Origin of the sequence: Arthrobacter sp. cf158, assembly GCF_900106835.1 — a bacterium.
In the GTDB taxonomy this organism is placed as follows: Bacteria; Actinomycetota; Actinomycetes; order Actinomycetales; family Micrococcaceae; genus Arthrobacter.
Map to the genome: position 1 here is coordinate 81337 of NZ_FNNR01000001.1, position 14305 is coordinate 95641.

Genomic DNA, 14305 nt, shown 5'->3' on the forward strand with positions numbered 1-14305 from the left:
ACAAAGTGCAATGATGGACTCATGAACAGGCATGCTCCCGAACAGGACATCAACGAAGATGACCTGCAAGTCCACCCGCCAAAACGAGCCGCGGCAGGCGTTAAAGCCGTCACCGTTGCCCTTGAACGCGGCTATGCCCAGGCAGGCGTGGCCCGGACGGTCCGTTCCATGCTCCGGGTCAACCAGCACGACGGCTTCGACTGCCCGGGGTGTGCGTGGCCTGAATCCATCACCGGCAGGCGCAGTCCCGCCGAGTTCTGCGAGAACGGTGCCAAGGCAATCGCTGAGGAAAGCACCACACGGACCGTGGGGGCCGCTTTTTGGGCGGAGCACTCACTGGCTGACCTTGACAACAAAACGGAGTACTGGCTGGGAAACCGGGGCAGGATCTCGGAGCCGGTGGTCATCAAACCAGGTGACACCCACTACTCGCCGATCAGCTGGACTGAGGCTTTCGCCCTGATTGGTGAACACATCAACGCCACCACGCCTGACAAGTGCGTGTTCTACACTTCCGGGCGGACGGCCAACGAGACCGCCTTCATGTACCAATTGTTTGCGCGCAGCCTGGGCACCAACAACCTCCCCGATTGCTCCAACATGTGCCACGAATCCTCCGGCAGTGCACTCAACCCCACCATCGGGATCGGCAAGGGAACTGTCTCCCTGGAGGACATTCACCACGCGCAGTTGGTCCTGGTGGTGGGCCAGAACCCCGGAACCAATCACCCACGCATGCTGTCCGCCCTCCGTGACTGCAAGAACAACGGCGGCAAAATCATCGCCGTCAACCCACTTCCAGAGGCAGGCCTGCTGAACTTCAAGGATCCGCAGTCCCTCAACGGGGTGATCGGCGGCGGCACCACCATCGCGGATGAATTCCTGCAGATCAAAGTGGGCGGCGACCTCGCGCTGTTCCAGGCGCTGGGCCACCTGCTCCTGGAGGAAGAGAAGCGCAACCCGGGCACCGTCGTCGACCATTCCTTCATTGAGCAACAGACCGAAGGGTTTGCAGCGTATAAAGAAGCCCGTTCGGTGCTGGACTGGGACCAAACCGAGCGGGCCACGGGCCTCACCCGGGAAGAAATCACCAACGCCGCCGGGATGATGGCGGCGTCCAAGGCGACCATCATCTGCTGGGCGCTGGGACTGACACAGCAACCGCACTCGGTGGATACCTTGCGGGAAATCATCAACCTGCTGTTGCTCCAAGGCAACTTCGGCAAACGTGGAGCAGGGGCCTGCCCGGTCCGTGGCCATTCGAATGTGCAGGGTGACCGCACCATGGGTATCTGGGAGAAGCCCAAGGAATCGTTCCTCGCCGCGTTGGATCACGAATTTGGCTTCCGGATGCCGCGGGACCACGGCTTCGACTCTGTGGAAACCCAGCACGCTTTGGAAAAGGGAGAAGTGGATGTCTTCGTGTCCATGGGCGGCAACTTTGCAGCCGCCGGATCTGACACAGCAGCGCTGGAAGAGGGCCTCAGGAAGGCGGGGCTGACCGTCCACATTTCCACCAAGCCCAACCGCGCCCACATTGTCCATGGCAAGACGTCGTTGATCCTGCCCACGCTGGGCCGCACGGACACTGACGACAAACATCCCAAGGGAAAACAGTTCCTGTCCGTGGAGGACTCCATGTCCGTCATCCACAAGACGCAAGGAAGGCTGGAACCGGTCTCGGAGCACTTGCTCAGTGAACCGGTGATCGTGGCCCGCATGGCGCAAGCCACCCTGGGTGATGACCACGGCGTGGATTGGCGGGCCATGGCCGAGGACTACGACGTGATCCGCGACCATATTTCCCGCGTTATTCCCGGCTTTGAGGATTTCAACGCCAGAGTCCGCACCAAAAATGGTTTCGTGCTGCCCAACCCGCCCCGGGACACCCGCACCTTCGCCACGGACATCGGCAAGGGACGGTTCTCTGTGCGCCCCCTGGAATACCTTGAAGCGCCCAAGGGCCACCTGATCCTGCAAACGGTCCGCAGCCACGACCAATACAACACCACTTTCTACGGCCTGGACGATCGCTACCGCGGTGTCTCCGACGGCCGCCGGGTCATCCTGGTGCACCCCGGAGACCTGGAGGAACTTGGCTTCCAGGACCGCGAACTGGTAGATGTGATCTCCACGTTCGCGGGAACCGAACGGCGGGCCAACAGATTCCGCCTCATTGGCTACCCCACGGCAAAGGGGTGCGCCGCAGCCTATTTCCCGGAAGCCAACGCCTTGGTGCACCGCGAACTGGTGGCCAGGGAATCCAATACTCCCGGCTACAAGGCCATGACCGTGCGCTTCGAGAAGCATGCCAACCTGGAAGGCGGATCCTGATATGGGACGCGTGACGCAGCGCCGCAAGGTGCACAAATTTGTCCTGGACGGCTCGCCCCAAGCCGTGGAACACCCCGTCCGGTTCAAGGAGGACGTGCTGGCGGTGGAAGAGCCGTTGGAGATACGTCTGGGCGAGCTGTCCTTCTCCGTGACCATGCGGACCCCCGGGGACGACTTCGACCTTGTTGCGGGATTCCTCGTTTCGGAGGGAATCATCTGGGAACCGTCGCAGCTGATCTCCGAGCGTTTCTGCTCAGGGGAGGACCAGGACGGCGTGCAGACGTTCAACGTGGTGGATGCGCAACTGCGTCCGGATGTGGAAAGGCCGGATACCGGCCGCAACGTCTACACTTCCAGTTCGTGCGGAATTTGTGGAACGGACTCCATTGAGGCCGTCCGTAAGTCCTCCCGGCACAGCCCCAGGGAGGACGACGTCACCCTTCCGGTCAGGGCGCTCGCAGCCCTCCCGGACCGCCTCCGCGAGGCGCAGGCGGTGTTCGACAAGACTGGCGGCGTTCATGCTGCCGGACTCTTCCGGATTCACGACGACGGCTCTACAGAGCTGCTCTGTTTACGCGAAGACGTGGGGAGGCACAACGCGGTGGACAAAGTGGTGGGCTGGGCGTTGCGGTCCGGCCTGCTGCCGTTGAAAGGCACGGTGCTGCAGGTTTCAGGCAGGGCATCTTTTGAACTTGTCCAAAAGGCAGCCATGGCTGGAATCCCGGTTCTGGCTGCGGTCAGCGCGCCGTCCAGCCTTGCCGTGGAACTCGCCGAGGAAGCCGGTATTACCCTGGCCGGGTTTAGCCGGGGCCAGAGCCTCAACGTGTATGCGGGGCGGGACAGGATTGTTGGTGACCAGCCCGGACTGGCTCCGCAAACGGCTGGGGAGAGCAGTCAATCACTTGGCTATTGAGCTGGAACAACGTAGATTTTATCCATCGATTGGAAACACGGCGAACCCAGAACCGCCGTCCTAAACCCAGAACGCTGGGGCCTGGATACTGAGCCATGCCAACCAGCCGACTCCTAAGGGGAACTCATTGCACGACGACCGCCGGATCACTGAACAGCGCCTCGATCGATTTGTTCGGGAACGTATTCTTCCGGCCATTTACGGCAGGGCCATACCCCTGGAACTCAGCAGCTGGGACGCTCCCGGTGAGCCTGTGCCTGCCGCCGAAGCCATGCGCCAGCTCTTCACCCCGCAAGAGCACGGCGCGCCGTGGGGCAAGGCCTGGAGCACCAAATGGCTGCGGCTGCAGGGCGAAGTGCCGCAGGACTGGGGCATGGCGGACTCCACATCCGTGGAAATCATCGTGGACCTGGGTTTCAACAGCGATGCCCCGGGATTCCAATGCGAGGGAACTGCCTGGCGTGCCGATGGCAGCATCATCAAAGCAATCTCACCCCGCAACTATCACGTCCCCCTTAAGCTTCTTGGCGGAGGGCAGTCCGTAGATTTCTACGTCGAGGCCGCGGCCAACCCGGATGTTGCCCAAGGCTGGTCCTTCGCGCCAACTCCGCTGGGGGACAAGGCAACGTCCGGCGATGAACCCCGGTACCGCTTGGGCCGGATTGCCATAGCAGAGCTGAACGAAACAGTCTGGGAGCTCAATCAGGACATCTGGACCCTGAGCGGCCTGATGCACGAACTTCCCACGGAACTGCCCCGGCGCCACGAGATCCTGCGCGCGCTGGAACAGATGCTGGACATCATGGACCCGGACGACGTAGCTGGAACCGCTGCGGCTGGCCGGGAGGCCCTCAGAACGGTCCTTGGCCGTCCCGCGTATGCGTCCGCCCACGAACTTCTGGCCACCGGTCACGCACACATCGATTCCGCGTGGCTGTGGCCCGTCCGGGAAACGATGCGCAAGTGCGCCCGGACGTTCTCCAACGTGGTGGCCCTTATGGATGAGGACCCGGACTTCGTCTTCTCCTGCTCCTCAGCCCAACAGCTGGCATGGATGAAGGAATTCTTCCCCGAGCTCTTTGTCCGGATCAGGGAAAAGGTCAAGGCCGGTCAGTTCGTTCCTGTGGGCGGCATGTGGGTGGAATCGGACACCAACATGCCCGGCGGTGAAGCCATGGCCCGCCAGTTCGTGGAAGGCAAGAGCTTCTTCCTGAATGAGTTCGACGTCGAGTGCCAGGAAGCCTGGCTGCCCGACTCCTTCGGCTACTCCGGGGCCATCCCGCAAATCGTCAAGGAAGCCGGTTCGCGCTGGTTCCTGACACAGAAGATTTCGTGGAACAAAGTCAACCGGATGCCGCACCACACCTTCAACTGGGAGGGCATCGACGGCACCCGGCTGTTTACGCACTTCCCGCCCGTGGACACCTACAACTCGGAGCTGCACGGCCGCGAGCTTGCCCACGCGGAGCGCAACTTCCGCGATCACGGCCGCGGCACCATGTCCCTGGTGCCGTTCGGATATGGCGACGGCGGCGGCGGACCTACGCGCGAAATGGTGGCTGCCGCGCACCGCACGGCAGACCTGGAAGGATCACCGAAGGTCCGTATGGGAACCGCCAAGGACTTCTTCACCAAGGCCGAGGCCGAGTACACCAACCTCCCGGTCTGGGTGGGGGAGATGTACCTGGAGATGCACAGGGGAACCTACACCAGCCAGGCCAAGACCAAGCGCGGCAACCGGCGCAGTGAACACCTTCTGCGGGAAGCAGAGCTGTGGTGCTCCACCGCTGCTGTCCGTCAGGGCAAGGATTACGCGTATCCCCAGGACGAGCTGAAGCGCCTCTGGCGGCTGGTCCTCCTGCAGCAGTTCCACGACATCCTGCCGGGCAGCTCCATCGCCTGGGTACACCAGGACGCCGAGCGGAACTACCAGGCCATTGCCCGCGACCTCGAGGCGATCATCAACCACGCGGCCCAAGCCTTGGTGGGGGCCGGGGACAAGCAGTTCCTGCTGAACGCAGCTCCGCACGAGCGCAACGGTGTACCTGCCCTGGGCGCCGCTGAGGCCAGCGGACCGGATACTGCCGTCCGCGTGGAAGAAACCAGCGCCGGGGTGGTGCTGGACAACGGCATCATCCGCGCCGGCCTGGACACCGACGGATTGCTCACCTCCTTGGTGGATCACGTCAGTGGCCGCGACGCCATCGCCCCGGGAGAAGCCGGCAACTTGCTGGAGTTGTTCCGGGACACCCCCAATGAATGGGATGCCTGGGACATCGAGGAGTTCTACCGCCGCAACGTCACTCCGTTGACCCGGGCGGACGCCGTCGATCTTGAGCGAACCCCGGCGGGCGTCGTCGTGGTGGTCAAACGCAAGATAGGCGCCTCGACCATCACGCAGCGCATCACGCTCGACGCCGGCGCCAAGTCGCTGGGCATCTCCACCACGGTGGACTGGCAGGAGCGCGAAAAGATGCTGAAGATCGCCTTCCCGCTGGATGTGAGGGCGGATCGTTCGGCGTCTGAGACGCAGTTTGGACACGTCTTCCGGCCCACCCACACCAACACGTCCTGGGAAGCGGCAAAGTTCGAGATTTGCGCGCATCGCTGGATCCACGTCGCCGAACCCGGTTATGGCGTGGCCGTCAGCAACTCGTCCAGCTACGGACACGACGTCACCAGGGCTGTTCGCAGCGACGGCGGAACCACGACGACGGTGCGCAACTCGTTGCTGCGTTCGGCCCGGTTCCCGGACCCGGAAGCAGACCGCGGGGAGCACACGCTGGAGCTGTCCATCAGGCCGGGCGCCGGAATTGCCGACGCCGTGGAGGAGGGCTACCGCACCAACCTGAAACCCAGGTATGTCTCGGGCGGCCATGCCGTGGCTCCGTTGCTTTCGGTGTCCAACCCCGCCGTTGTGGTGGAAGCTGTGAAGCTGGCCGAAGATGGTTCGGGCGACGTGATCGTCAGGTTGTACGAATCCCTGGGAGAGCGCTCAGCGGCCACTGTAACGGTTGATTTCGAGGCTGGTGGCGTGGTGGCCACGGACCTGCTGGAACGAACCGTAGAGGCCAATGGCGTGGCTGTGGAAGGCCCGGTGGCGAAACTGACGCTCCGCCCGTTCCAGTTGGTGACCCTACGCTTCGCGCGCTGAGATATTAACCCAGAGCAAACGCCAACGGCACTGCGCGAAACCGCGCAGTGCCGTTGGCGTTTGGGGAGTGGGGAGTGGGGGCGGCCTATTCGACCAATTCGATGTCCACTGCGTCCTTGAGTATCTGTACCCGCAGAGGAATCACCGAGTCATAACCCTTGATTTCCGTGGGGATCTTCTTGGAGAAGACTTCCTCCACCAGGACAGGCATATCCTTCACTCCAGACAGGTAGCGTTTGGCAGCGAAATCAAACTCTGACCTGTTGTTCCTGATGCGGGTGTTGAGGGCCTTGGCTTCGTCGGCAATCGCCAACAATTCCTCATCAGAGGCGTTGCGTGCGGTTGCTTCATCCGTCTTCCGGACCAACTGGTCCTTGAGCTGGACGAACTCGTTGTACTTCTCTTCGGATTCTGCCGTGATCCCGGCGTTTGATTCGAGCTGTGCCACCCGGTTATCAAAGGTGCGGGCAAATTCCACATACGCAATGTTCCTGGATTGCTTGAGTTGCTCCGCGGCTTCCCGGCAGGGCTTTGCAGCCTGCGTCAGCAACGTTTGGCGCTCCCGCAGGTTGGCCGCCTTGGAACCGACGAACAAGCCGTTGCAGCCTGCGCCATCTTCCCGGAAGAGGCCTTCGAATTCCGGGTAGGAGTCCACCAGGCCCTCCATGTGGTCAATGAAGCCCTGATACGACTCTGCGAGTTGCCCGGCGGCAACTCCAATTCCGTCCTCGCCCGAATCATGGGCAAGCTGCACGCTCTTGAGCGCGGTACGGGCCGCCTCTGCCGCTCGCTGGAACTCTTCCCGCTCCTTTGCGGAGTTCTTCTCGGCTTCCTCTTGCGAGGCGGGGGCGTTGCGTGCCTTCTTGTAGGCGGCTAGGTACGCATTGGCAGCAGGTTGGAGCTTGCCCCTGGCGTCGACCAGCGCGTTGACCTGGTCCCCCTTGAGGAGCTCGAGGCCTTCCTTGCGCTGCTGGGCGGCGGATTGGGTCACAGCCACCACAGCGGCTGCGGCGATCAGCAACAGGACAACAGCACTGGAGACCAGGATCAACGCCAACCGCTTTGTGGAACGGGGCTGTTGTGTTTCAACAGGCTGTTGCGCTGGATCGGGTTGGTGCCTTGGCTCAGGTTGTTGCGCCGGGTTGGTTTCGAAAGTCATGGCCTACTCCCCGCCCTTGGCCGCAGCATCAAACTGGTCCGTGCGTTTCTTGAGGGCACTTTCGAACGTTTTGTTGGAGTCATTCGCCTTGGTGACCAGCTGGTTGTACTTGTCCTTCGCGGCGCTCTCATACTTCTCTTCGGCGGCCGACAAGGCCTGGTTGATATCCAACATTGCCAGACCTGCGAGTGTACGTTTGGTCAGCCGCTCAAATTCGTCTTTGCCGTCCAGGACTTCTTGTTGCTTATCCCGCTGCCCGCGAATAATGCCTTCCACGGAGGTCAGCAGCTCGGTTGTTTCAGCATCTGTAGTGGCTTTCGCAGTGCCAATTGAGGCGAGGCAAGCATCGGCAGCCTTAACGTAGTCTTCGGAATACGATTCAGCTCCTACGTTCAGGGTTGAATGCAACGGCGCACAGGGACCGCCAATGGATTGGGTGATGTTTGCGGTGTTGACCACCAGCTGATCGTTATAGGAAATCACGGCACCGTAATTTTCCTTGAAGCGGTTGAAAGCGTCGCTGATCTCTTTTTCCTGCATCGCCGACGAGGACCCCATCCGCTCCAGCCGGTCCAGATTTGTCCGTGACTCGCGTTTCAGGCGGTCACCATCCTGGTTGAGGACCGCGTCCTTCTCCTGCTGCTCGGCGTCCTCTGACATCACGCTTGAGTAGCGGGCAGAAAACTGGTTGTACAGGGGATCGTAGAGGTTCATCGAGTTGTCCAGTATCACGCGTTCCTTGTCCAAACGGACAACATCTGCCCGCTGGATCCCGGCAGGGCGGGACAGGGCAAACCATGTGCCGATTCCTCCGGCCACGATGGCGATGACCACCGCAGAGACAATGATGATGGTGCGACTGGATCTTTTGCGGTCTGGACCGGCCGGTGCGTCCAAAGTCTCTTCCCCCATGTAGCTGTACTCCTCTTGAGCTGTGCTGTTAGACGTCGTGCTGAAGGCGTTTTACGAAAAGTTTGGTCCGTTCCTGCCGGGGTGCCCGCAACACCTCGGCCGCGGGACCACGCTCCACCACTACGCCGCCGTCCATGAAGATGACTTCATCTGCCACATGCTGGGCGAAGGCGAGTTCGTGGGTCACGATCACCATGGTCCAGCCCTCTTCGGCGAGTTCCTTGATAACGCCCAGGACGTCGCCCACCAGTTCGGGGTCCAACGCTGACGTGGGCTCGTCGAACAGGAGCAGCTGTGGCTTGAGCGCCAGAGCCCGCACGATTCCCACGCGCTGCTGCTGGCCACCTGAGAGCTCGAACGGGTAGGCATCGCGCTTGTCGGACAGGCCAACGCGTTCCAGCAACCGTTCGGCCTCGGCGACGGCCTCGGCTTTGGGACGTTTCTGGACCTGGACCGGACCCTCGATGATGTTCTTCAGAACGGTCATATGCGGGAAAAGGTTGTAGTGCTGGAAAACCATCGCGCTGCGGTCACGCAGGGCCGCGATGTCCTTCTTGCCAACCTTGGCGCCGAAATCGATGGCGAGGCCGCCCGAATCGCCGCCGTTGTCCCCAAAGGTGACGGTGCCGCCGTCGGGAACTTCCAAGCCGTTGAGCGATCGCAGGACGGTGGTCTTGCCTGAACCTGACGGTCCGATCAAAGCAACTACCTGTCCGCGGTGGATATCGATGTCGATGTCCCGCAGCACCTTGTTGTTGCCGAAGGCCTTGGCGAGGTTCCTGGCTTTGAGAACCGACGTGACACGTGGCTCCGGGCTGTTAGTGGGCGACATAGCGGTCCAATCTCCTTTCCACGGCGGACTGCGCAGTGGAAAGGACCAGGCAGATGACCCAGTAGACCAAGGCCGCCTGCAGGTACAGGGCCATGAACTCCTGGCTGAAGGCGGCGATCTGCTGGGCATTGCGGAACAGTTCGGTGACCAGGATCAGGGAGGCGAGGGACGTGTCCTTCACCAGCGAGATGAAGGTGTTGGACAACGGTGGAACGGACACGCGTGCCGCCTGGGGGAGGATGATGCGCACCAGGGTCTGGGGACGGGACATGCCGATGGTGTGGCCGGCCTCCCACTGGCCCTTGGGAACAGACAGAATGGCTGCCCGAATGATCTCCGCCGCGTACCCGCCAACATTCAGTGAGAACGCGATGATGGCGCTGGGCCACGGATCAAGCCGGATACCAATGCTGGGCAGGCCAAAGAAGATCACAAACAGCTGCACCAACAGGGGAGTGCCGCGGATCACCGAGACGTAGAACCGGCCGATTCCGGAGAGCAGCCAGTTGGAACTGAGCCTCATCAGGGCTACTACCAACGCCAGGATCAAGCCGAAGGCAAAGGAAGCCAGCGTAAGGGGGATGGTCCCCGTGACGGCACCGGTGATGAGCGGACCGAAGGAACTCCAGATGAGGTCCCAGTTCATCTACTTGGTGACGTCCGCGCCGAAGTACTTATCGGAGATCTTTGCCAGGGTGCCGTCCGCCGTGAGGTCGGCAAGGGCTTTGTCTACTGCCGCGGTGAGCTCGGTGGAACCCTTGCGGAACACCAGGGCGCTCTCCGTCTTGTCAGGTGCCTCGGCAGCGACCTTCAGTCCGGAATCCGGGGTGGTCTTTGCATAGTCGAGGTAGGTGAGTTTGTCGTTCACCGTGGCATCCACGCGTCCCTGCTGCACCAAAGTGGCGGACTGGGCCCAGCCTTCCACCGATTGGACGTTGGCACCGGCCTCAACGGCCATTTTGTAGAAGTTGCTGGTCAAAGACTGGGCGGTGGTCTTGCCCTTGAGATCGGCGAAGCTGTTGATGCTGGTGTTGTCCGACTTTGTCACAACAACACCCGTGGAAATGGTGTACGGAGTGGAGAAGTCGTACTTGGCCTTCCGCTCGTCATTGATGGAGATCTGGTTGGCGATGGTATCGAACCGCTTGGCATCAAGGCCGGCGAAGATGCCATCGAACTGGGTCTCCTGGAAGGTGGCCTTCACACCGAGTTTCCCGGCCACGGCCTGCGCAATCTCGACGTCGAATCCCGTGAGTTCGCCCGCACCTTCAGCGTGGAAGCTGAAAGGCCGGTAAGTGCCTTCGGTGGCGATGACGAGTTCGCCCTTGGACTTCACATCGGACAGGGAAGTGTCGCCGCCGGACTGGGCGGGCGCCGATCCGCCGCCGCACGCAGAAAGTGCAAGGGCGGCTGATGCCAGGGTGGCGGCGAGGACAGAGCGACGGGTGCGAAGGCTGGTCATGGAGCCATCTTAGTCACGGCAAGGAACCCAGCCTTCTGAGCGGCTTGCGGTAGGCAACAAAAGTGCCGTTAAAAAGGCTGAGTGGGGGCGGTCCCCAACAGCCCGCCACCACTCATCCCCCCAATTGTGATCACGTGGGCGCCACATCCACCGGAAACCCGTTCTCTGATTCCGGTGTCAGGCTGCAGCCGCGTTCACACATTCATGATTGTGCCACGATCTAATGGTTTTGTGAAAGTCTTACGCTGAGAGACGTCGTTTTCGCCGCGAATAGGCCTTGGAGAACCAAATTCCGGCCAGTCCAATGGCTGTGGCCAGCACTGCGGAGTAGTTGATCAGCGAACGCAACCACAGGTGGACCAGCGGGATCAGGGGGAAGAACTGGGAGATCAACAGCAAGGCCAGGCCGAGGAAGAGCAGGGCCGAGGCGCCCCTCAGCAAGGCAGGGTAGCGCCCCACGATGGTCCGCCAGATCGCAGGCAACAAGCACGCTGACACATAGCCGGGATAAAAGCGGCCCAAGGCCGCGTAGGCCTCCATTGAAGGTCCCCACGTCAGCCCCGTCATGCCCACGGTGGAACCGCGCGTGTCCGTGATGACGAAGAAGAAGATGGTCAGCGCCACGGTAAAACCCAGGACGGTCAGCCCCCAGGGGCCGCGTATGGCGCGGACGGCGGACTGCGAGCCGAAGCCCATGGCGATCTTGATACCCATGAGCAGAAACGTTCCGTAGAGCAGGAACCGCAGGATCAGGTTTGTGACGTTGATTCCGCCCAAGAGTGCGTCGATGGCAAGGTAGGGCCCCTCAATGCTGAGGAGGATGTCCAAGGTGATCAACGCGAAGATGTAGAAAACCACCCGGTTCTCACCCCGGATGAGACTCGGGACCCTGGCAATCGTAATTGCCAGGCAAACAGCCAGCGTTACCCAGGGCAGGACAGCTGTCATCCGAGGTTCTCCCAAATTCGTTCAGTTCGTTCGTGGTCTTGTTCTTGCCGGCGGAGGGTCTTGCCCAGTGCCAGGAGCCGTTCGCCGGCCAGGGTTACCAGTTCGCTCTGGGACATCCGGTCCAAGGCTTCCCGGCGGGCATTCGGCGGCCACCCGGCCTCGGCCTCTGTAATGAGGCCTCCCGCCACGAGCCCTCCGGCCGGCCCCACTCCTCCAGCGCGCGACGTGGCGATGGCCAGCTCTGGCGGGAGCCTGTTGGCGGTCAGATGCGCAGAGAAATTCTGTGGGGCGATCCCGGTGGCGTCACTGACCCGGTGACGCAACTCGCCGTCGTCGATCGCGTCCACCCAGTTCCGCACCGACGTAGGGTGCGGCGGTTCGGAAAGGGAAGCGGCGGGGGCAGAACCGGGTTCACTACGCTCCACCACTGACCGGAGCAAATCGATGGTGGCGATCTGGCTGACGAGTTCGCAACCCGTGGGCGGCACGGCGGCGCCACGAAGATCCGAGTAGAGGTCAAAGGTGGACAGGGCTTCCACCGGGTTCAGGTGGAAGCCGCGGCTGATGCTTACCAGGGTGGACTCGGCCACCTTGCCGCGGACCAACTGCTGGGCCAGGGTTGTCCGTTTGATGCCGGCGATCCTGCAGACGTCAGCCGTGCTGGCATCGGGCGCAACGCCATGAAGCCAGCGCTGGAACGCCTTGGATTGTAAGGGCATGTGGAGCTTTCCGGGAAGAGTATCGGGTCAGGACCGGGGCGGACCCTAAGTGGGAGTACGAATCGATTTTACGCCGACGCCACATTGAATTATGCTTGATGCTTGAACCCGCTGGTCCGTACACCCCCCAAGTCCGGACCAGCGGGTTTTTCCATGCCTGCGGGAATCGCGGCCTGATTTCCTGCGTTCCCTTGCTGGAGGATAGACACAATGACTGCAACTTTGGTGGCCAAGGATCTTGCCGGTGGCCACGGCCACCGCACCCTTTTTTCGGACCTTTCGCTGACCGTTGCGCCCGGCGATGTGGTGGGCGTTGTGGGCGCGAATGGTGCGGGCAAGTCCACGCTGTTGCGCATCCTCGCGGGAGTGGATCAACCACAGGCTGGAACCGTCAGCCTGGCGCCGTCGGACGCCTTTGTGGGCTGGTTGCCGCAGGAACACGAGCGTACGCAGGGCGAGACCATCGCTGCCTATATTGCCCGCCGTACCGGTTGTGCGCAGGCAACCATGGAGATGGAGTCCACCGCGGAGGCCCTCGGCTCCGGGGCACCAGGATCGGATGACGCGTACTCCCTGGCTTTCGACCGCTGGATGGCATCCGGCGCGGCAGACCTTGAGGACCGCATCCCGGCCGTCCTGGCAGATCTCGGCTTGGACCTTGGTGCGGAGGCCCTCATGACGGGGCTCTCCGGCGGGCAGGCTGCCCGTGTCGCGCTGGCCGCACTGCTGCTGAGCCGCTTCGACGTGGTCCTCCTGGATGAACCCACCAATGACCTCGACCTCGATGGGCTGGCCAGGCTTGAGGCCTTCGTCCAAGGCCTGCGGGGCGGTGTGGTGCTGGTTTCCCATGACCGCGAATTCCTGGCACGCTGCGTCACCACGGTGGTGGAGTTGGACCTCGCCCAGAATTCCGTTGCCGTATACGACGGCGGCTACGAGGCCTTCCTGGAGGAGCGTGCCGTGGCCAAGCGTCACGCCCGCGAACGGTACGAGGAGTTCGCCAATACCAAGGCCGACCTCGTTTCCCGGGCGCGCACCCAACGCGAGTGGAGTTCACAGGGCGTCCGGAATGCCATGAAGAAGAACCCGGACAATGACAAGATCCGGCGCGCGGCGAGCAGCGAATCGTCCGAGAAGCAGGCGCAGAAGGTCCGCCAGATGGAGTCCCGCATCGCCCGGCTCACGGAGGTGGAGGAGCCGCGCAAGGAGTGGCAGCTGCAGTTCAGCATCGGCCAGGCACCCCGCTCAAGTGCCGTCGTCGCAACGTTGCGCAACGTTGTGGCACGCCAAGGTGACTTCACGCTGGGTCCGGTGAACCTGCAGCTCAACGGTGGCGAACGCATCGGCATCACGGGACCCAACGGTGCCGGCAAGTCGACGCTCCTGCGCCTCTTGCTGGGGACGCAGGAACCGGACGACGGCGATGCCTCCATGGGTGCCTCTGTGGCGATTGGTGAAATCGACCAGGCCCGCGGACTGCTCGACGGCGGGCAGCAGCTGGGCGACGCCGTCGAGGCCGTGCTGGTGGACTGGAACAGTGCCGACGTCCGCACGCTCCTTGCCAAGTTCGGACTGAAGGCGGATCACACGTCGCGGACGGTGGATTCGTTGTCCCCGGGGGAGCGGACACGGGCAGCCCTGGCTCTCCTGCAGGCCCGTGGAGTGAACCTGTTGGTACTTGATGAGCCCACCAACCATTTGGACCTTCCCGCGATCGAGCAACTGGAAGAGGCGCTGGAGAGCTATGAAGGCGCCCTCCTGCTGGTTACCCACGACCGCCGGCTGTTGGAGAACGTTCGCCTTGATTCGCGCTGGCACTTGGACAACGGCCAGGTCCAGGAACTTCACCACATCCCAAGCCAGGAGAAATAA

At 62.2% G+C, this 14305-nt stretch carries 11 protein-coding genes; 4 read left to right on the plus strand and 7 right to left on the minus strand.

The window, feature by feature from the left end; genetic code table 11:
- Nucleotides 1-21: 21 nt before the first annotated feature.
- The 3 genes from BLW08_RS00425 to BLW08_RS00435 all read left to right on the plus strand — a co-directional run bounded on the left by BLW08_RS00425 (nucleotide 22) and on the right by BLW08_RS00435 (nucleotide 6401).
- Nucleotides 22-2334: an FdhF/YdeP family oxidoreductase gene (locus BLW08_RS00425; protein ID WP_091322723.1), complete on the plus strand. Its 2313-nt coding sequence runs from the start codon at nucleotides 22-24 to the stop codon at nucleotides 2332-2334.
- Between the two features lies 1 nt (nucleotide 2335).
- Nucleotides 2336-3247: a formate dehydrogenase accessory sulfurtransferase FdhD gene (gene fdhD / locus BLW08_RS00430; RefSeq protein ID WP_090820415.1), complete on the plus strand. Its 912-nt coding sequence runs from the start codon at nucleotides 2336-2338 to the stop codon at nucleotides 3245-3247.
- Between the two features lie 127 nt (nucleotides 3248-3374).
- Complete coding sequence (locus BLW08_RS00435; RefSeq protein WP_091322726.1) at nucleotides 3375-6401, plus strand: alpha-mannosidase; 3027 nt, start codon at nucleotides 3375-3377, stop codon at nucleotides 6399-6401.
- Between the two features lie 85 nt (nucleotides 6402-6486).
- Here BLW08_RS00435 and BLW08_RS00440 read toward each other — a convergent pair whose 3' ends face one another.
- The 7 genes from BLW08_RS00440 to BLW08_RS00470 form a co-directional block, all read right to left on the minus strand.
- Nucleotides 6487-7560 (minus strand): hypothetical protein, encoded by a 1074-nt coding sequence (locus BLW08_RS00440; RefSeq protein WP_254779605.1) that lies wholly within the window; start codon nucleotides 7558-7560, stop codon nucleotides 6487-6489.
- A 3-nt stretch (nucleotides 7561-7563) separates the two neighbouring features.
- On the minus strand, nucleotides 7564-8472 hold the full coding sequence (locus tag BLW08_RS00445; protein WP_091322728.1) for a flagellar basal body-associated FliL family protein: 909 nt from the start codon (nucleotides 8470-8472) through the stop codon (nucleotides 7564-7566).
- Nucleotides 8473-8500: 28 nt separating this feature from the next.
- Nucleotides 8501-9304 carry an amino acid ABC transporter ATP-binding protein gene (locus BLW08_RS00450; RefSeq protein ID WP_091322730.1) on the minus strand — a complete coding sequence of 268 codons (804 nt, stop codon included), beginning with the start codon at nucleotides 9302-9304 and terminating at the stop codon, nucleotides 8501-8503.
- Nucleotides 9291-9950, minus strand: coding sequence for an amino acid ABC transporter permease (locus BLW08_RS00455; protein ID WP_090820407.1), 660 nt, complete (start codon nucleotides 9948-9950; stop codon nucleotides 9291-9293). The genes BLW08_RS00450 and BLW08_RS00455 overlap by 14 nt, the downstream gene beginning before the upstream one ends.
- The gene (locus BLW08_RS00460) at nucleotides 9951-10766 is read right to left on the minus strand and encodes an amino acid ABC transporter substrate-binding protein (RefSeq protein ID WP_091322734.1); all 816 of its coding nucleotides are present in this window, start codon (nucleotides 10764-10766) and stop codon (nucleotides 9951-9953) included.
- 240 nt (nucleotides 10767-11006) lie between these two features.
- Nucleotides 11007-11714: a hypothetical protein gene (locus tag BLW08_RS00465; RefSeq protein ID WP_090820403.1), complete on the minus strand. Its 708-nt coding sequence runs from the start codon at nucleotides 11712-11714 to the stop codon at nucleotides 11007-11009.
- On the minus strand, nucleotides 11711-12433 hold the full coding sequence (locus BLW08_RS00470) for a hypothetical protein (protein ID WP_091322737.1): 723 nt from the start codon (nucleotides 12431-12433) through the stop codon (nucleotides 11711-11713). Before BLW08_RS00470 ends, BLW08_RS00465 begins: the two co-directional genes overlap by 4 nt.
- A 210-nt stretch (nucleotides 12434-12643) precedes the next feature.
- On the opposite strand from BLW08_RS00470, the gene BLW08_RS00475 reads away from it, so the two are divergent.
- The gene (locus BLW08_RS00475) at nucleotides 12644-14305 is read left to right on the plus strand and encodes an ABC-F family ATP-binding cassette domain-containing protein (RefSeq protein WP_091322739.1); all 1662 of its coding nucleotides are present in this window, start codon (nucleotides 12644-12646) and stop codon (nucleotides 14303-14305) included.